Genomic DNA, 18,749 nt, shown 5'->3' on the forward strand with positions numbered 1-18,749 from the left:
AGTTTCTGCCATCATAGTGTGCATAATCAGCCCGAAAGCTTGTTTTTGGGAATCTGCCCAAGGGCGCTGCTATGGCACTGGATAAACTGAAAGTGCTCCTGATCGAACACGACGCGGGGTTCGCCCGCTCCGTGGGCGAGATGCTGGGGCAAGCCCGGGACCTTGCGGCCGATGTAATGCCAGCGGAGGATTTGCGCGGCGGGCTCTCCGCCTTGGCCGGCGATCAATTCGATGTCGTGGTCCTTGACATGTCCCTGCCCGATGGCGCCGGCCTGGCCAACGTCTCCCTCATCCACGCTGGAGCCCCGCAACTTCCCATTATCGTCGCGGGCGAGGCAGCGGATGAAACGGTGGCGCTCGAGGCCGTCCAATCCGGGGCGCATGACTACCTGGTCAAAGGCCAGCTCACATCGGCCTGGCTGGAACGCTCGTTGCGATACGCCATCGAACGGCGCCGCATGGACCGGGCGCTGCTCGAAGCCGAGGAGCGATACCACAGCGTTTTCGATCACCTCGTTGAAGGCATCTTCCAAACCACACCCGATGGCCGCTATCTCATGGCCAATGCCGCCCTGGCGCGCATCTATGGTTACGATTCACCTGAGGACCTCATGCAGGGCCTTACCGATATCAGCCGCAAACTCTATGTCCGCCAGGGCCGCCGCGATGATTTCGTCCGTACCATGCAAGAAAGTGATGTGCTCCGGGGCTTTGAGTCGGAGGTCTATCGCAAAGACGGCAGCATCATTTGGATTTCGGAGAATTGCCGCGCCATCCGCGACGCCCGAGGCCGCTTGCTCTATTACGAAGGCACCGTTGAAGACATTACCCAGCGGCGCAAGGCCGAGGAGCGCCTCCGCAATTCGGAGGGACTTTACCATTCCCTGGTCGAAACACTGCCTCAGAACATCTTCCGCAAAGACCTGCAGTTCCGCTTCACGTTTGCCAACCAGCAGTTTTGCAAAACCCTTGGCCGCACGCTCGACCAAATCATAGGCAAAACCGATTTTGACTTTTTCCCCACCGGCCTGGCCGCCAAATACCAGCGGGACGACCGCCGTGTGCTGGAAACAGGCCAGCCCTATGAAACGGTCGAAGAACATCAGCCGCCGGGACACGAAAAAATATACGTGCAGGTGGTGAAAACGCCTTTGCGCGCGGCCAATGGGGAAATCATGGGTTTGCAGGCGATATTCTGGGACATCACCCAGCAGCGGATGGCCGATGAAAAAATCCGCCGTGCCAATGCTGCCCTGGCCCAGAGCCGCCGCGAGCTGCAGACCAAAAACCTCCAGATGGAGGAAGACCTTAAAATGGCGCGGGAAATCCAGCTCACCATGCTCCCGCAGCAATACCCGGCTTTCCCGCGCTCGGCGCCCGAGGAGGCCAGCGCCTTCCAGTTCAGCCATCGCTATTTGCCCACCGGAAGTGTCGGCGGAGATTTCTTCACCATTTCAGCCCTTAGCGAAACCCAGGCCGGGGTGTTCCTGTGCGATGTCGCCGGACACGGTGTGCGTTCAGCGCTCATCACAGCCATGATCCGGGCCCTGGTCGAGGAGCTCAAACCACTGGCCACGCAGCCGGGCGAGTTCCTGACCAAACTCAACAACGACCTGTGCGCCATCTTGCAACACACCGGAACCCCCTTGTTGACGACCGCCTTTTACCTTGTGGCCGATTGCGAGACCAAGGTCATGCTCTACTCCAATGCAGGCCATCCCAAACCCCTTCATCTCCGCCGCAGCGCCGGCCAGGTCGTGCCCCTCGTGAACGCTTCCGGCAAAAGCCAGCCGGCCCTCGGTTTGATGGAAGACGCCCACTACCTCAGTTCCGAGATCATGCTCTCACCGAACGACCTCATCCTCCTGTACACTGATGGCTTGATAGAAGTCCAAAATGCAGGGGACGATCTCTATACTCAACAGTTGCTCCTCGACGCCGTCCAGCGGCGGCTCCATTTGCCGGCCCCGAAGCTCTTCGATACTTTGCTGAAGGAAATCCGCTCCTTTGCCGGAGGCGCCGAGTTCAGCGATGATGTCTGCCTGGTAGCCATGGATTACGCAAAACCCGGTTGACCTTCAAACCGTAGGAGCGGGTGCCTGGACGGCTGGTGGAGCCCCCTCCACACAACTGGGGATATGACCCTCGGTCACCTTGCTATTTTTTGCGACGGGAGGATCTATTCATTTCCTCCAACAGGATTTTTAGGAAGGCCTCGGAATTCGGGTTGGGGCGGAGGGTTGGTGTCCCCGCTGCAATCAGGAGCGGAGCCAGCTCGGGCGAAAACCGGATCACTGTGAGGGTCGAGGGAAGCATGGGGAAGATGCCTTCCGTCAAAACGGCCATGCCGGCCTGTGCCTCAATGGCGATAAACAGTGCGGCGATGTCTTCCGAGGTGTGATTGCGCAATTGCGGCTTAACGCCAAATGGCTCGAGAATGGCCTTAAGTCGCGGAACATATTCCGGATACTTGTCAGCGCCCAAGCCGAGCAGCGTCTTCTCGCGGAGCTTCTCCGGATGAATTTTGGCCAATTTGGCGAGCGGGCTTTTTTTCGAGATGACAAGCACTGGGGCAAGCCTTTGCAATTCCACCCATTGAAATCCTTTGAAATGCGTCTCCAAACTCTTGGGGAGAATTGCGATGTCAATTTGTTCGGCGGCGGCTCTCTGGCACATCGTCTCTGTCGTGAGGTCGGAGAGCTCAAGAAAGACACCTCTGTTGAAAGTCTGAAATTGCTCAACGACCCGTGGCATGATCCCGGCAGTGAGGGAGTGAACATACCCAACGCGTAGCTTCTCCCCCTGCGGGCGAGTTCTGATTCTTCGAACTGCGACGTCCACGCGGGCCAGAATATCCTTCGCCTCTTCGTAGAAGTTTTCTCCGGCCGAAGTCAGGGAAATCGTGTTTTGGCCTCGAACGACAAGTGCGACTCCGATTTCGTCTTCCAGGTTTTTTACCTGGCGGCTCAAGGCCGGTTGGGTCATGTGCAACTGGTTTGCCGCACGGCTAAAGTTGCCGTGAGCGGCGACAGCGGCGAAATATCGCAGGTGCCGAAGTTCCATTGATGGCAAGTTAGGTATTACTCAAAGTATGAGCAACACCAAAAACACGGCATTAGCCCTTTTTAAGATCATCATTAATATTTGGGAAAAGTCCGCAGCGTGGACGGAAAGCAAAAGCGTGGTGCAGGATGAAAACAAGTGCAAATGCCGGCGAAAACAACCGTGAAATTCCGAATGCAGACTTGCGGCGAAGGATTGAAAAGCGTGCGTGTCACCTCTGGCTTGGGAACGGCGGCGGGCACGGTGATCACGAGCGTCACTGGTTTACAGGCGGAAAGGGAACTGACGGAAGGGACAAAGCATGGAGGGAAGCCGCAATCCGAGGCTCGTTCCCGCAACAAAACCGCCAAGCCGCGTCAGGGACATTGTCAAGATCACTTACAACCAGAAAATCTGCGAAATATGAAAACAGCAAAGGACCTCCTCGAAACATACCTCGCCGCCATTTCCGCGGGCGAGGTGGAAAGAGCGATAGCGCTATTCGCGGACGATGGCGGAATTGAATTTCCCTATTTCGGGTCGGTCAACCTGCCGATCCGCTACCAGGGGCCGGAGGCTTTGAGGCGGTTTTTTGTCCCCGTCGTGGATGGGGCAGAGAATTTCAAGTTCCAGAACATCAAAATTTTCCCTGGCGAAGACGAAAATCACGTCTCAGGTGAGTACGAGGTGGATGCGGTAATTAAAAAAACGGCCCGACGCTACCGGCAGCTTTACGGAGGCCGGCTCATTGCAGAAAACGGAAGGATAAAGCTCTTGCGGGAATTTTGCGACACCGTGGAAGTTGCGCGCGCCATGTTCCCCAACGGCGTGAAAGATTTGGTGCAGAAAGATTAACCGAGAACAAGGAAACACATAATGACCAAGATACTCGTCCTCTATTACTCAATGTATGGCCACATCGAAATCATGGCCAAAGCCGTCGCCGAAGGCGTCCGTTCGGCGAATGCCGATGTGGTGATAAAGCGCGTTCCCGATACGATGGTGCCCGAACTGGCCAAGCAATACGGGGCGAAGCTTGAGCAGGAGGCGCCGTTGGCGACGCCGGATGAACTTCCGCAATACGATGCCATCATTTTTGGCACTCCCACCAGATTTGGGAACATGGCTGGACAGATGCGGAACTTTCTCGACCAGACAGGAAAGTTGTGGCTCAAGGGCGCCCTTATCGGAAAAGTTGGCAGCGTTTTTACCAGCACCGGCACAGGCGGGGGGAATGAGTCTACCATTCTCACCTTCATTCCCACGTTGCTGCATCATGGCATGATTTACGTGGGGTTGCCTTACGCAATCCCCGAGACGATGGATATCAGCGAAGTGCGCGGCGGGAGTCCCTACGGGGCTGGAACGATTGCGGCTCCTGATGGCTCGCGCCTGCCAAGCGCCAAGGAATTGACGATGGCCCGATTTCAGGGCAAGCACGTCGCGGGCATCGCGGGAAAACTGAAAGCAAACTGACACTACCGGATAATATAATGGAAATCAGGACAATGGCTGACGAGCAGCGCAAAGCGATTGCGCTGGAATATTTGCGCCGCCTGGATCGCGGAGTCCAACAGTTGACCCGGAGAACTTTTCGGAAAACGGCGCGCGGCCCGTGCAATTTCTTGGCCGTCATGGCCGGTTGATAGGTTGGGCGCGCTCGTTTTCCGGCTTGATGACGGTTACGGACAATACCATGGTGGGCGGCTGCCTTCCCAGGCCGTTGACCCGGATAGCAGGTCGTGACGTCACAGTCTCTGACGGCCACACCGTCGGAGAAACGTTCTCCCGAAGAGTGCTCCTGCAAAGTTCCCAACGCCAAGAGCTGGCCCGCAGCCGACCCGCTGCCAACCGCACCACGACACCTTCGGCCGGCCCGCACCAAAGGGTTGACTCCGTCCCGCCGTGGTGGCATCCAATTCCTTGCCTGCAAAACGTGGCGAGGGAGACCGGCCTCGGCCGCTGGCTGCCCGGTTTCCTTCGTTCCAATTTGTTAGCCGATTCCAACCTCCACCTTCTGATGATGCCCCCAGAAAACTGAACGAAATCAAAGAAAGCAGTTGACGCGTCTGAGCAGGAATTGCTTTTTGGCACGCGAATTGTTTTGTACGCTGCGCGGGTGAGGGGAGATTTGTGCGTAGACGAGGAGGGCCACCAGGGCTGCAGCCAATGTCAACATTGCGAGTCTCTTTCCGGCGCCTGACTTCATTTAGTTGCCTTCTCCGGAGGGGCGGTTTGGAGCTCAACCTTGTCCAGGACGACCGCAAAGGAGAAGGAAGACTCCAAAAACGGTGGCTGTTGTGTAGAAGGAGGGTTTCATGAATGCCGGTGAGTTTGCCTGCTCTTCGGGCGCCTTAGAATCTGCGATTCCAGCATAGCCAGAACCCGGTCCAGCTCGTCGATCGTCGTCCCGAAACCGAGGCTGAAGCGTACTGCGCCAAGGCCCGCCGGCTCAGAAACACCCATCGCCTTTAGGACGGGCGAAAGCTCGTGGCGCCCGCTGTGACAGGCCGAGCCAGTGGAGGCAGCGACACCCTCCAGCGCCGCCAGCACTTCGCTGCCGATGTGTCCGGGAAAGGTGACGTTGAGTGTGTTTGGCAGACGTTTCGAGACATGCCCGTTGAGACGCAGGGCGTCTCCGAACAAGCGCGTCATTCCGGTGTGGAAATAGTCCCGCAGTTCGGTCAGATGAGTGCGACGGGCTTCCAGGTTCGCTTTGGCCAGTTCGCATGCCGCCCCGAGCGCGACGTCCAGCAGCACGTTTTCCGTTCCTGCCCGGCGGCCCGCCTCGTGTCCGGCTCCGTGCATCAAGGGCTCGATATGAAGGCCTTGCCGGACATAGAGAGCCCCAACGCCCTTGGGTGCATAAAGCTTGTGGCCGGCGACCGAGAGCAGGTCCACGCCCAGGTCCGCAACCTGTGTGGGAATCTTGCCGGCGGACTGCGCAGCATCGGTGTGCAGCAGCACCCCGTGCTCTCTGGTAATGCGGGCGATTTCCACAATCGGCTGGATGGTGCCCACCTCGTTATTGGCGTGCATCACACTGACGAGGATCGTGCCCGGCCTGATACTCTGCCGGACGTGTTCGGGAGAGACCCTGCCGGCGCCGTCCACCGGCAGGTAAGTCACCTCAGCGCCCAAGCGCTCGAGGAAGCGGCAGGGTTGAAGCAATGCGGGATGCTCGACCTGCGTGGTGATGATGTGATTGCCCTTGCGACTCGGCGAAAAGAACACGCCCTTGATGGCGTGGTTGTTGGCTTCTGTGCCGCCGCTGGTGAAAACGACTTCTTCTGCGGCGCAACCGAGCAGTCCGGCCACTTGCCTTCGGGCATTTTCAACCGCCTGCTTCGCCGGCGCCCCAGCCCAGTGGGCGCTGGAGGGGTTGCCATAATGCCCCATCAAAAACGGGCGCATGGCGTCGGCCACTTCGGGTGCAATCGGCGTGCTCGCGTTATAGTCTAAGTAAATTTGGCTCATAGCATCTTCGCAATTTCCGCGGGCTTGACAACGTGCTGTGATTATTCAATTATTCTCTTGAATGTTATCCAGAACAAACGAGAGTGCAAGGGCTGGCTCAAAGCGACGCCTGTACGTCCACTTCGCCGAGGTCGCCAAGGCGCTGGGGAGCGGTCACCGACTGGAGTTGCTCGAACTGCTGGCGCAAGGGGAGCGTTCCGTGGAGGAACTGGCTGACCTGGCTGGTCTGACGATCGCTAATGCCTCTCAGCATTTGCTGCACCTCCGGCGGGCGGGCTTGGTGACAAGCCGAAAAGAGGGGAAATACGTTTTCTACCTGTTACCGGACGATGCAGTGCTAAGCCTGATCACTGCCCTGCGGGTAGTGGCGGAACGGAACTACGCCGAGGCGGCCCGGGTCGTGGACCTGTATTTTCGTCAGCGCGATGCCTTGGAACCGGTTTCCCGCGAAGAGTTGCAGCGGCGAAAGCGTGACGGTTCGGTCACGATGCTGGATGTCCGGCCCGCCGAGGAGTTCGCAGCGGGGCACATTGAGGGTGCGATCAACATCCCCATCAAAGAGTTGGAGCGACGGCTGGCTGAGGTTGGGCGGGGGCGCGAGATTGTAGCCTATTGCAGGGGGCCCTATTGCGTCATGGCTTTCGAGGCGGTGGAACGGCTTCGGAAGAGGGGCTTTCAGGTTCGACGCTTGGTTGATGGCTACCCAGAGTGGCGGCTAGCGGGCCTGCCAGTGTCGTCGGAGCTGCCAGGCGGGAAATCGGTGCTGGGCCGATCCGGAATGGGGGCCAGGAGGAAGTTGGGCGGTTCGAGCTCCGGCAGAAGAATTCGTTAGGGAAACCGAAATGAGCAGCACCGAGGTTGAATTTTGGGACAAGCGCTATCGCACTGGGCGTACGCCGTGGGATTTTCGCGGTGTGCCGCTGGCGTTAATGGAGTGGCTGCAAAAAAACGAGGCTCCGGGGCGGGTCTTGATCCCCGGCTGCGGTTCAGGTTACGAGGTCCGGGCTTTTGCGGAGCGCGGCTGGGATGTGCTCGCGGTTGATTTCTCGCCTTCGGCAGTCCAACGGGCCCAAAGCGAATTGGGCACTTTGGGCAAACGGGTGATGCTTGGGGATTTTTTCAACGCCGACTTCGCCGATCGCAAGTTCGATCTGGTTTACGAACGGACCTTTCTGTGTTCATTGCCACCCGGCAGGTGGCATGATTATGCGGGGCATGTTGCAAGCACGCTGATAGACGGTGGAAAACTGCTCGGCTTCTTCTACTATGGAGTGGAGGACGAGCCGCCACCATTTCCATTGTCTCGTGAAGTGGCACAGTCACTTTTTGGGGGAAAGTTCGTTTGCCTTGAAGATGATGCGGCGTTGGATTCGTTGACTCTGTTTGCCGGACATGAGCGCTGGCAGGTTTGGGAAAAAAGGTCCAACAAGAGCGGGCCAGCAGCTGGATGAAAACACCCCCTTTACTCAGGAACAAGTTTTACCGGCGGCGGGCCGTATTCACGCCGGAGAATCTGCTGCGGGAGGCGCGGCGGCAGAGAGGAATTGCCAAGGGCAAGGTGCCAGGGATCTGCGTAATGGACCCCGACGGTGACCTGGTGAGGTATTTGCGAAGGACGGGAGCCGCGAAGCTGAGCGCGGCTTGGGCGTGTTACCACACGGAGCTTTATGAGTTCGAGGCCGGCGGCGCCCGGCTGGGGGTGCTGGGTTGCGCGGTTGGTTCGTCGTTTGCGGTGCTGGTGGCGGAGGAAATGTTTGCGTCGGGGTGCGAGCTGGTGGTGAGCGTGACGTCGTCAGGGCAGATTCTGCCGGTGCGACAAACGCCCTATTTCTTGCTGGTGACGCGGGCGCTACGGGATGAGGGCACGAGCTATCACTATTTGCCGGCGTCGGATTACGCCGAGATTCGTCCGGATGTGCTGCGGTTCGCGCGGCGGGCTTTGAAGGGCACCGAGGTCGCGATTGAGGAGGGGTCGGTGTGGACAACGGATGCGCCGTTTCGGGAAACGAAGGAAGCCATCGCACTGGCCAGGAAGGAACGACTGCTTGCGGTGGAGATGGAGAGCGCGGCGCTCTACGCGTTTTCTACCGCGCGGCGGAGACCAGTGCTGTGCCTGGCGCATGTGACGAACTGCATGGCGCAGACGGAGGGTGATTTTGAGAAGGGCGAGGCGGACGGGAGCGTGGCGGTGATGAAGTTGCTGGGGCGGATTGCCAAGGCACGGCGGAAACGACCTTGAAAGATGGCGGTTGTCAGTGTGCCATGTGTGCAACCGGACACAGGGATGGTTTGGTGCATGGGTCCGATTCCTCAGTCTCCGTGGATCATCAAGGCGACCGCTATTGCGACCACATTGCGGCGAATAGCATTAACGGGGTAAAATGCAAGCATCCGCAACGATTCTTTTTCCGGTGAAGTCATCTGACTGCCCCAAATCGCTTGCAGCCTTTCCAAGCCGATGTCCTGAATTTTTCGCGCCCGTTCCTTGTGCGCGATGTTTTCCCGAATCGCCGCCAGATTGCCCTCGGCCTTTTCCGGTTGGCGCTCCAACAGTTCACGGGTTTTCTGGTCAATCTGGTTGTGCCGTTTGGAAAACTTTTTGACCAGCTCCGGCGAGACGCCCTTGATTTCAAAATCGCCACGCGGTTTGTTTTCGATCTGGTAGCTGAATTTGACCAGCGAGCGTGCCAGTTCGTGGTAATAGACATTTTCCACGAACTTTTGCGCCGCCAGCATTTCGTAATTTTGCAGCGCCTTCCATTTTTTCTCGACCGGATCAAAAGTGGCGTTGAACAGAATGCAATGACTGTGTAGGTGCGGGTCCAGTGACCGTGAAGTCTCGTGCTGGAATACCGCCGCCACGATGTTGCCGGTGAGACGGTCGGTGCATTCCAAATTCTTGAAGCGCTCCTGCGCCAATCAGTTCCACCAGACGTGCGGCTGACCCTCGGCCATCGCGGAGCGATGGACCTACTGCCTTACCAGCTTGATCCTGCCCGCCTCGCGCTCCAACAACCGAGACAGCGCATCCTCATCGCTGATGCAGTCGGTCTCGGCAAGACCATCGAGTGCGGCATACTGGTCGCCGAAATTACCAAATACTTATAACCGAGGCCCCCCCCGGCGGTGGCGCCGCGTTGCGGATTGCCTCAACCCCGGAGCCCATAATGAGTTGATTCACCCGGGGGGGGTACATAATTAATTGCTGCGCGGATCCTGGATTTCGCGATGTCGTATCGCAACCTCCTCTTCCCCGCACGGCTCAGGTCCTGATGAAATGGCAAGGTCGCAAAAAGACCCATGACGCAGGCGCTGCCGGCAAAGAAGCGTCCGAACCGCAGCCCACGAATCACCCCGCTGCGGCTGCCAAGAATAATTTTCCCATCGTTGGCGTGGGCGCTTCTGCCGGCGGCCTGGAGGCTTTCACCAGCCTGCTCCAGCACTTGCCCGCAGACACCGGCATGGCCTTTGTCCTTGTCCAGCATCTGGACCCCGACCACCCCAGTGCCCTGACTGAGCTGCTGACCCGCATTACCTCCCTCCCGGTCTGCGAGGTCACCGATAGGCTCCGAGTCCAGCCCAACCACGTCTATGTCATCCCGCCCAATGCCGCCATGATAATGGAGCAGGGTACCCTCAGGCTCCAACGCCGCCAGGTGAAGCGGGGCGCCCTTAGGGCGATCGACCACTTTTTCGAATCCCTCGCTTTGGACCAGCGCGAATGCGCCGTTGGCATCGTTCTCTCCGGCACCGCCTCCGACGGCACCTTCGGCCTGGAGGCCATCAAGGCTGAAGGGGGCATTACCTTCGCCCAGGACGCTTCCGCCAAATACGACTCGATGCCCCGCAGCGCCGTTGCCGCGGGCTGCGTGGACCTCGTCCTCTCCCCCGAATTGATGGCGCAGGAACTGGCCCGGATTGCCCGCCATCCTTCCCTCCAGAAAGGCCTGTCGGCCGCCGGCCCTTCAGCCGCCACGGCAGCACGGGAGGACTCAGTTGAGGCTCTCCCCGCCTCGGCCGAGGAGCAGAACGACCTCAAAAAAGTCCTCCTCCACCTGCGTAGTCATTCCGGCGTCGATTTCTCCCTTTACAAACCCAGCACCATCCATCGCCGCATCGCCCGGCGCATGGTCCTAAACAAAGCCGAAACCCTCGACGCCTACGCACATGCCCTCCGGCGTGACGCCGCCGAACTCGATGCCCTTTACCGCGACATCCTCATCAGTGTCACCAGTTTTTTCCGCAATCCGGAGGCGTTTGAAGTTCTCCAGCGCAAGGTCTTTCCCAAGCTCCTCGAGCAGAGCCCGGATGAATCCGTCCGCTTCTGGGTCCTGGGCTGCTCGACCGGGCAGGAACCCTATTCCCTGGCCATGGCCTACACCGAGTTCGCCGAACGCATGCTCGGTGCTCCCAAACTGCAAATCTTCGCCAGCGACCTCAACGAGCAGTTGCTCGAAAAAGCTCGCCAGGGCCTCTACCCCGAGAGCCTGGTTCACGATGTTTCCCCGGAGCGCCGCCGCCGCTTCTTTACCGAGGAGCCCGGCGGTGGCTTTCGCATCAACAAGGCCCTGCGCGACGCCGTCATCTTCGCCCGGCACAATGTTCTGACCGATCCGCCCTTCAGCCGCCTCGATCTCATCAGTTGCCGCAATCTGCTGATTTACCTCAATAAAGATTTGCATGGCCGCATCTTGTCCGCCTTCCACTACGGCCTCAAACCCGGCGGCTGCCTGTTTCTGGGCGTGTCCGAATCCGCCAGCGAATCCCGCGACCTCTTTGAGCCCGTGGACAAAAAGCTCCGCATCTTTGTGCGCAAACCCGGGCCGAGCCCCACCTGGCAAGTCCCGGTCGCCCGCCGTTCGACTCCGCGCCAACAAGAAGCTGGCGCCGTTCCTGGGGTCGCGCTGCCCGCCGGGATCACAGCGGAATTGAACGCCCAGCGTGAAGCCGACCGCCTCCTGGTCAGCCAATTCGCTCCGGCGAGCGTGCTCATTAACGCGGAGTCGCAGATCCTTCAGTTCCGCGGGGCGACCGGCCCTTTTCTCGAACCGGCCATCGGCAAAGCCACGCATGACCTGCTGAAGATGGCCTGCGAAGGTCTCAAAGCTCCATTGCGCGCGTTGCTCGAGCAGGCCAAGGCGCAGGACAACCCGTTCCGCAAGCAAGGCATTCGACTTCGTCACGATGGCCAGCTGCGGACGGTGAATCTCGAAGTCATTCCCCTTAAGAATCTGAAAGAGCGTTGTTACCTCGTGCTCTTCCACGAGGCCGTAGCCAGCGGCTCCACCCAGGCGCGAGCGCGACGCGAACCCGCGCCTCCCGTCCTGGCCGCCCCCGGTGAAATCGGTGAACCGGCCCTGCGCCGGCGCATCGCCCAACTCGAACGCGAGCTGGCCGAGACCCGCGATTACCTTCAGTCCATCCAGGAGCAATATGAAGCCGCCAACGAGCAGCTCCAGTTCGTTAACGAGGAGGCTACCTCCGGCAACGAAGAGCTCCAGAGCATCAACGAAGAACTCGAAACCTCCAAAGAAGAACTCGAGTCCAGCAACGAAGAGCTCACTACCGTCAACGAGGAACTTGGCGGCCGAAATGCCGAGCTCAACCGCCTGATCGCCGAGCTGCACAATTTTCATATCAGCATCAACACCCCGATTCTCGTGCTGGGCCGCGACCTGACCGTCCGCCGCTTCACCCCGCCGGTGACAAAGATTTTTAACCTGCTGGCCGGGGACGTTGGCCGGGCCCTGAGCGGCGTTCGTTACAACCTCGATCTGCCCGAGCTGGAAGAGTTGCTGGCCGAGGTCGTCGCCACCGGCCGCCCGCTGCAGCGGGAGGTGCGCGACAAAGCCGGCCATTCCTACGACCTGCGCGCGCGCCCCTTTCTCACCCTCGACAACCGCATCGACGGGGTGGTGCTCATGCTCCTGGATATTGAGGCGCTCAAAAAGGCCGAACACGAGGTCCGCGAGAGCCGCGACTATGCCCAGGCCGTGGTTGAATCCGTTTCCCCGCTCCTCATCCTCAAGCCCGGCCTGCAGGTCCTCACTGCCAATGCCTCTTTTTACCGCGCCTTCCAGGTCACCCCCGAACAGACCCTCGGTCGTCTGGTGTACGAACTGGGCAATGGCCAATGGAACATCCCGAAACTGCGCAGCCTTTTGGAGGAAATCCTCCCGTGCGACCGCGTGTTCCGGGACTACGAGGTCACGCGCGAGTTCGATAGCATCGGGCGCCGCACCATGTTGCTCAGCGGCCGCCGCGTCCAGCAGCTCGACCTGATTCTCCTGGCCATCGAAGACATCACCGCGCGGAAAGAAGCCGAGGAAATCGCGCGCAGGTCCAAAGAGGCGATGACCCGCTATGCCTCTGACCTCGAAGGCTTTTCCTATTCCCTCGCCCACGACATGCGCGCCCCGCTCCGCGCCATGCGCAGTTTCGCCTCGCTGATCGAGCAAGCGGAGGGCGAACGCCTCAGCCCCGAAAGCCGCGACTTTCTCGAGCGAATCGGCACCTCCGCCGTTCGCCTGGATGAACTGATCCGGGATGCCCTCAGCTACGCCAAAGCCGTCCGAGAAGAGTTGCCCTTGCAGCCCGTGGACGTCTGTCAGCTACTGCGCGGCATGGTCCAGGCCTATCCCAATCTCCAACCCTCCGAAGCCGACGTCATCATCGACTGCGACGGAGCCGCCCGTGTCCTCGGCAACCACGCCGGCCTCGTCCAGTGCTTCTCCAACCTCCTGGGCAACGCCGTCAAATTCGTCCCTCGCGGGGCCAAGCCCTGGGTGCGCGTCTGGACTGAAGACTACGGCGACCAACTCCGGGTCTGGGTGGAAGACCGCGGCATCGGCATCCCCGAGGACTCCCACGAAAAGATCTTCGGCATGTTCCAGCGCCTTCACCGCACCGAAGAATTCCCGGGCACAGGCGTTGGCCTGGCCCTGGTTCGCAAGGTGATCCAGCGCATGGGCGGCCAGGTTGGCCTGGAATCTACGCCCGGCCAGGGCAGCAAATTTTGGGTTGAACTTCCTAAAGCAACCCCAGCCTAGTATGAGGGACACTTGCATTCTCCATGTGGAGGACGAGGAGTGCGACATCCTCCTCCTCAGGATCGCGTTCGAGCAGGCCGGCATTACCATGCCTGTCCAGGTCGCCACTGACGGTCAAATGGCCATCGACTATCTCAGCGGCGCCGGCCCGTTTGCCGACCGCGCCCAATTCCCCTTACCCTGCCTGGTCCTGCTCGACCTGAAACTCCCGCGTAAATCCGGCTTCGAAGTCCTGGAATGGATGCGCGCCCAGCCCTTGCTGCGGCGCATTGTGGTGGTCGTCTGCACCTCGGCTGAGCACGAGCACGATATCGCCCGGGCGTACGAACTCGGCGCCAACTCCTACATCGTCAAACCCATGGATATAGCTGAGCGCAACGAAACCGCTCGGCGCCTCAAGGGCTGGTGGCTCGAGTGGAATCGCTTCCCTCCACTCCCGAAGGATCAACCCCTTCAACCCCGGTCTAACTAAGGAAGTCCTTCTCCGCATCCCTCCGCTCCCGGATCGGTTGAGATATTGAAGAAATTGCTTTTTGGCACGCGAATTGTTTTGTACGCTGCGCGGGTGATTTCAAAGGAGCGCCAGTCCCCGTTCTCGAAACATTCGTCAAGCAATTCCAGGCTAGCGCACCTGGATTGTGCATAGATGGGAAAAACCAGGGAATAGAAGGGATTCCCGGCGGCCCCGCCTACTGCCCTGGTCCATAGATGCATTAGTTATGGTGATGGTGCATCATAGGGCCTCCCATCGGCTTCGAGGCTAAGCGGAAGCTTTTGAGATTCCACAGCACAGCTTGCGGTTGGCCTTCGGTTATCTTGTAGAAGTGATCCATCGCCACATGTGGCACCACTTGCGTTTTACCTGTCCGAGGCCAAAAGATCTCAATGCGGTTTATTGACTGGGCCTGTCCCAACCCGATTTCCTGCCGGAGCGGGGAGGCACCAAAACTGCCGCCGGTGCCGACCGTTTTGTAATAATTGTGCTCACCCGTGGCGCTGTTCACGACAACCCGGATGCGGGCCCCAATAGCCGCCCGGTTCGACTGGACGCCTTGGAGTTTTAGAGTGACCCAATGGTTGCCGTGTCCGGGGTTTTCATAGAGGACATTACTATAAAGGTCACCGCTGACCGCGCCGCCCATATTTTCGTAAATGTCCTGGTCGCCATCGTTATCGATGTCACCGAAGGAAACCCCATGGCCTTTCTGTAAGTTGCCAAAACCGCCCGAAGTTGTAACGTCTTGAAACCGTTTGCCGCCATCGTTGCGAAACATGCGATTGGGGACAATTGTAGCCAGGTCTGGTTCCCCAGTGCCGAGATAAAAGTCCAGGAAACCGTCATTATCAAGATCGCCAAAGTTGGAACCCATTGCATGGAGCACGCGGTAGAGACCGGTTTCGCGGGTGACATCCCTAAACGTCCCATCGTGGTTATTATGATAAAGGCGAGGCCGTTCAGCGTCCGTGGGAAGCCCAAGGTAATCGGCGCAAATATCTCCCACATTCTTGATGCGGTATCCACAAACAAACAAGTCATCCCAACCATCGTTGTCGTAATCAAAAAACCAGCATGGAAAACTGAAAATGGGTTCGGTGACGCCTGCCTGCTTGGCAACGTCGGTGAATTTCCAGACCATCTTCCCGTTAGAATTTGTCCATGGCCCGTCATTACGGTATAACACATTGGGTCCACCAAGCACTGACAGAAAAAGATCAGGCCGCCCATCATGATTGAAATCGGCGCTGCAAACCCCTTTAACGAACCCCAAAAAGGCGACACCCGACTCGACGGCGCATTCGGTGAACGTACCGTCGCGGTTGTTATGGAAAAGCTCGCATCGATTTTGGTCAGGACCGTTTGATTCATTGCCCAGGAACAAATCAACCCAGCCGTCATTGTCATAATCGAACCAAACCGCGGTCTGACATGGTTTGGCAGAGAGCAAGCCCGCCGATTCGGTTACATCTTCAAAGGTGCCATCCCCATTATTGCGCAGGAGGGACTTTGGGAAATGGCCTTCCGAACCCATCCATCCCCCGCGCAGAACCAGCACGTCTGGAAAACCATCGTTGTTATAGTCAGTCTGAATTAAATTCAACCCGCCCACCTCTCCGAGCAACCCCGCTTCAACCGTGCGCTCAGTAAATGTGCCATCCGCATTGTTATGGAAGAGACGGAGTTGATCTTGGAACCCAAAGGAAGAGCACATAACGTCGAGATTCCCGTCTCCGTCGAAGTCTTCGAGGATACTGCCGCCGGCCAGCTTCATCGGGTCTAAGCCCAGGGATCCGGCAATCTCTGGAAACCGCTTGATGTCATACTCCGAAGCAAAAACCTTCGGGGGAATCAACCATTGAGCGGGAACTTTATCCGGGTAATCCCCGACCGTCATGCTCGCAATGTTCAAAAGCCAGCGAGCCGTTAGGTTTCCAGGCTCTTGCTGGAGCAACGCGGTCAGAATCTGCATCGCATTACGCGAACCCTCTTGGAAACGGTGGATGCCACGCCCCTGAATCGGGGCCAGGCATGACTCAGGATTGTGATCGGCTAAACAATTTGTCATCTCCCCAATCCGCATCCAACAAAGGGCCTCTTTGATCTCCAAGGTGGTCCGGTTCCGCAGGAACGCCTGCGGGTCCGCTGTCTTGACCAATTGCTCCAGTCCTTGAAATAAATTCAGCGCTTCTGCATTCCGCCCTGCGTTCAACAACTGCGAGGCGAGCAAAAAGGACAATTCTCCACGACGTTGCGTATCGGTTGTGGAGGCCAAGATGGGCTCTAAAATCTTAGCACGCTGAGTGCTCAAGAAAGGATTTCGCATGGGATTAACCTGCTCAGCTATTCTCTGGAGCCGCTCGGCCATTCGCGCTGTTCCAGGCCCTCGGAATTCCCGCTTGGCGTCTTTCTCTTGAGCTAGAACAAGGGGGTTTAGAACGTACAGCAGAAAGAAAAAAAGAGACGCGCGCAAAAGCAAGTTCGCGGACAGAGAGTTCATGCCCGAGCATCGTCACTTCCCTTGGCTGTATTGTCAACAGCGGCCCAGGGATTGATTGATAGATGGCATGAATGCTGCCGGACGCGCAACAAAGCTGCTACGTCCACCGGCAAATGAATAGACACAAGAAAACTTCTACCGCTCAAGCCTGCGGAGCGCAAGTCGCAACCGAAGCCTCCACCCAGCCTCAATTCCAGCAGATCAAGCTGGCGCTGGACTCCACGCCGCGAGCAACGTGGCGGTCCGTATGGCCGGTTGGTTGGAATTCCCCGCACCGGTGGGTAGTACAGCCCAGACCTGTCCCGGAGGGACATCCGAGAATAGCCCAATGCTTTAGCGCCTCGTCAGCAGAATCTGTGGGTTGACGGCGGCTCTGGAAGCCGGCCGAGCGTGTGATACATGGCTATTTCCATCGCATCGAAGGTGCGAAAGCCGTAAGCACGTCTGGTCACCACTCGGATTTTATTGTTCAAGCCCTCGACGGCGCCGCTGGAGATTTCGCCCTTAGCCTTGAACCAATTCAGAAGCAACGGCTCATGGGTGCGCAACATCCGGGCCACCTTCTTCATCGGCTCGATGCGGCTGCGCATCGCCAACGAGCACCAATAATCCAGAAAGGCCCCCGACCAGATGTGGGATTTGTAATGCCAGATATACTGGAAAGACTCCTTAAGGTTCCACGCCCGTGCCGTGGCCAGCTTGCTAGCCATCAACGCATTGAGTTTGCGGCGAGCATGGCCGCGCACCCGGCTGCCTCGGCGCAACAACTGCCAACGCATGTGCTTGAGACGTTGGGCCAAAGGACGGCCACGCAACCGTCCGCTCTCAGAACGACGCACTTGGTCGACGGCTTGATTCAAGTGCATCGTGATATGGAAACGATCCACCACGTGCAGGGCTTGACTGGCTTTAGCGGCGATCACCTTCAAGTAAGGCTGCCACATGTCGCTGCACACAAAACGCAGCTCTCCGACCACTTCCTGTCCCAGCGCTGCCAGCCCGCGGCGCAAGGTCGCTTGCGTGCGCCGTCGCCCGACCCACAGCAATCGCCGACACTGAGCGTCGATTTGGTAGATGACCGTCAGGAAATTATCCGCCCGTTTGCCTTTACCCCAATGAATTTCGTCCACGCCGATGGACCTGACCCCTTGAAGTTGTCGGTGCGCCAGGCCCCACTGCACAAACCATTCTACCGAGCGATAGACCGCTTCCCAACTGGTGTGGAAGGCCCGGGCCGTCTGCCGCCACGACAAATGCCGCGCCCACCGCGCCAAAAAGTCCATCATGGCCAGGGTAATCGGTCGCTTGCCGTCGCTCCAGGGCATGTATTCGACCACCACGCCGTGCACCGCACATTCCACTCTGCGCGGGGCATACAAAAACCAGGTGACAATTCCCCACAGCGGGATAAACCGCCACCATCGCTCAGGCAGTCGGTCGTAACCTGGCGCCGGCTGGCGGCACTTCGAGCATCGGGCACCCATGCTCTGATGCGGCTCAATACGCACCTCGATGCGCAGCTTGCCTCGAGGGCTGCGCAGCCGGATATCCCGGTAGACGAAACCCCTGAAATGTTGAATTCGGTTCAAAATCGTTTTAAGTTCCACCTGCATAGCTGGTCTTCTGGTTTAACGCGTTCAATCAACTTGCAAAAACGATTGAATAAACCGAAGACCAGTTTTTGTGCAGTGGGTGGGTGTGCTACTTTATTGGGCGGTTCGGGGGATAAGGCTCTGCAGGAGTGCAACCTGAGCACCGGACCGTCCATGGATTGCAGCCAGTACATCCCACCCGGCCTCGGGCTTGTCCCGGACCGGGCGTTTGCTTTTCATGATGCCTCTGCAAGCCATGGTCCAAAGCGAAAAACTCATCTAAAACTTTCGGCCGCAGGCCGCAATTCTCTACACCGGATCACCCACAAATTCTGCTACAGACCCGCTTTAGCTTTGGGACCAAACGCCAAAAGGGAATGAGTCCCGGAGGGACGGACTCTTAGTCAAAGACAGTTACTGGCGTTGGCCACAGCGCAATCTGGCGGGCAACGCCATCGACTTCTTTATGCGCGTACTCGGCTTGTCCTTCCACGACGCCATGCGCCAGATTACCGGCCTCTAATCAAACAACCACCCACCGCTGGCGTCGTAGGGTTACGACGCCAGTGTGGGAAAGACATCTGCGCCTCGCG

General features: G+C 58.5%; 13 protein-coding genes and 1 pseudogene. 9 read left to right on the forward strand and 5 right to left on the reverse strand.

Annotated elements, in window-relative coordinates; all coding sequences use genetic code 11:
• The first annotated feature begins 71 nt into the window (after positions 1–71).
• Entirely contained in the window at positions 72–2,075 is a 2,004-nt protein-coding gene (locus tag VG146_01080; protein HEV2390933.1) for a SpoIIE family protein phosphatase, read from the forward strand.
• Positions 2,076–2,157: 82 nt separating this feature from the next.
• Here VG146_01080 and VG146_01085 read toward each other — a convergent pair whose 3' ends face one another.
• A complete protein-coding gene (locus VG146_01085; GenBank protein HEV2390934.1) occupies positions 2,158–3,063 on the reverse strand; it encodes a LysR family transcriptional regulator in 906 nt (301 codons plus the stop codon).
• Positions 3,064–3,207: 144 nt separating this feature from the next.
• Here VG146_01085 and VG146_01090 point away from each other — a divergent pair, with 144 nt between their 5' ends.
• Positions 3,208–3,897, forward strand: coding sequence for a nuclear transport factor 2 family protein (locus tag VG146_01090; protein HEV2390935.1), 690 nt, complete (start codon positions 3,208–3,210; stop codon positions 3,895–3,897).
• Positions 3,898–3,918: 21 nt separating this feature from the next.
• Positions 3,919–4,518: an NAD(P)H:quinone oxidoreductase gene (wrbA, locus tag VG146_01095; protein ID HEV2390936.1), complete on the forward strand. Its 600-nt coding sequence runs from the start codon at positions 3,919–3,921 to the stop codon at positions 4,516–4,518.
• Positions 4,519–5,358: 840 nt separating this feature from the next.
• Here the strand turns inward: wrbA and VG146_01100 are convergent.
• The gene (locus tag VG146_01100) at positions 5,359–6,519 is read right to left on the reverse strand and encodes a cysteine desulfurase family protein (GenBank protein ID HEV2390937.1); all 1,161 of its coding nucleotides are present in this window, start codon (positions 6,517–6,519) and stop codon (positions 5,359–5,361) included.
• Between the two features lie 61 nt (positions 6,520–6,580).
• On the opposite strand from VG146_01100, the gene VG146_01105 reads away from it, so the two are divergent.
• The 3 genes from VG146_01105 to VG146_01115 are packed head-to-tail and all read left to right on the forward strand — an operon-like array spanning position 6,581 to position 8,758.
• Positions 6,581–7,351 (forward strand): metalloregulator ArsR/SmtB family transcription factor, encoded by a 771-nt coding sequence (locus VG146_01105; GenBank protein ID HEV2390938.1) that lies wholly within the window; start codon positions 6,581–6,583, stop codon positions 7,349–7,351.
• A gap of 10 nt (positions 7,352–7,361) precedes the next feature.
• Positions 7,362–7,970, forward strand: coding sequence for a methyltransferase domain-containing protein (locus tag VG146_01110; protein ID HEV2390939.1), 609 nt, complete (start codon positions 7,362–7,364; stop codon positions 7,968–7,970).
• A complete protein-coding gene (locus VG146_01115) occupies positions 7,967–8,758 on the forward strand; it encodes a nucleoside phosphorylase (protein HEV2390940.1) in 792 nt (263 codons plus the stop codon). Before VG146_01110 ends, VG146_01115 begins: the two co-directional genes overlap by 4 nt.
• 71 nt (positions 8,759–8,829) lie before the next feature.
• Here VG146_01115 and mobF read toward each other — a convergent pair whose 3' ends face one another.
• On the reverse strand, positions 8,830–9,438 hold the full coding sequence (gene mobF / locus VG146_01120; protein ID HEV2390941.1) for a MobF family relaxase: 609 nt from the start codon (positions 9,436–9,438) through the stop codon (positions 8,830–8,832).
• On the opposite strand from mobF, the pseudogene VG146_01125 reads away from it, so the two are divergent.
• The 3 genes and pseudogenes from VG146_01125 to VG146_01135 all read left to right on the forward strand — a co-directional run bounded on the left by VG146_01125 (position 9,361) and on the right by VG146_01135 (position 14,040).
• Positions 9,361–9,612 (forward strand): annotated as a pseudogene (locus VG146_01125) (hypothetical protein). The gene mobF and the pseudogene VG146_01125 overlap by 78 nt on opposite strands.
• Before the next feature lie 179 nt (positions 9,613–9,791).
• Positions 9,792–13,568 carry a chemotaxis protein CheB gene (locus tag VG146_01130; GenBank protein HEV2390942.1) on the forward strand — a complete coding sequence of 1,259 codons (3,777 nt, stop codon included), beginning with the start codon at positions 9,792–9,794 and terminating at the stop codon, positions 13,566–13,568.
• A gap of 1 nt (position 13,569) precedes the next feature.
• A complete protein-coding gene (locus tag VG146_01135; GenBank protein HEV2390943.1) occupies positions 13,570–14,040 on the forward strand; it encodes a response regulator in 471 nt (156 codons plus the stop codon).
• A gap of 241 nt (positions 14,041–14,281) precedes the next feature.
• On the opposite strand, the gene VG146_01140 is transcribed toward VG146_01135, so the two are convergent.
• Both VG146_01140 and VG146_01145 read right to left on the reverse strand, forming a co-directional pair.
• Positions 14,282–16,339, reverse strand: coding sequence for a CRTAC1 family protein (locus VG146_01140; protein HEV2390944.1), 2,058 nt, complete (start codon positions 16,337–16,339; stop codon positions 14,282–14,284).
• A 569-nt stretch (positions 16,340–16,908) separates the two neighbouring features.
• Positions 16,909–18,153 (reverse strand): ISL3 family transposase, encoded by a 1,245-nt coding sequence (locus VG146_01145; protein ID HEV2390945.1) that lies wholly within the window; start codon positions 18,151–18,153, stop codon positions 16,909–16,911.
• Positions 18,154–18,749 lie beyond the last annotated feature (596 nt).

Source organism: Verrucomicrobiia bacterium (genome assembly GCA_035946615.1).
Classification (GTDB): Bacteria; Verrucomicrobiota; Verrucomicrobiia; order Limisphaerales; family UBA8199; genus DASYZB01.

What these genes read in the sequence shown, in the direction of transcription:
- VG146_01130 (HEV2390942.1), top strand. Translation starts at nt 9,792, where the DNA reads ATGAAATGGCAAGGTCGCAAAAAGACCCATGACGCAGGCGCTGCCGGC.
- VG146_01110 (HEV2390939.1), top strand. Translation starts at nt 7,362, where the DNA reads ATGAGCAGCACCGAGGTTGAATTTTGGGACAAGCGCTATCGCACTGGG.
- VG146_01085 (HEV2390934.1), bottom strand. Translation starts at nt 3,063, where the DNA reads ATGGAACTTCGGCACCTGCGATATTTCGCCGCTGTCGCCGCTCACGGC.
- VG146_01115 (HEV2390940.1), top strand. Translation starts at nt 7,967, where the DNA reads ATGAAAACACCCCCTTTACTCAGGAACAAGTTTTACCGGCGGCGGGCC.
- VG146_01100 (HEV2390937.1), bottom strand. Translation starts at nt 6,519, where the DNA reads ATGAGCCAAATTTACTTAGACTATAACGCGAGCACGCCGATTGCACCC.
- VG146_01090 (HEV2390935.1), top strand. Translation starts at nt 3,208, where the DNA reads ATGCCGGCGAAAACAACCGTGAAATTCCGAATGCAGACTTGCGGCGAA.
- VG146_01080 (HEV2390933.1), top strand. Translation starts at nt 72, where the DNA reads ATGGCACTGGATAAACTGAAAGTGCTCCTGATCGAACACGACGCGGGG.
- wrbA (HEV2390936.1), top strand. Translation starts at nt 3,919, where the DNA reads ATGACCAAGATACTCGTCCTCTATTACTCAATGTATGGCCACATCGAA.
- VG146_01105 (HEV2390938.1), top strand. Translation starts at nt 6,581, where the DNA reads ATGTTATCCAGAACAAACGAGAGTGCAAGGGCTGGCTCAAAGCGACGC.
- VG146_01135 (HEV2390943.1), top strand. Translation starts at nt 13,570, where the DNA reads ATGAGGGACACTTGCATTCTCCATGTGGAGGACGAGGAGTGCGACATC.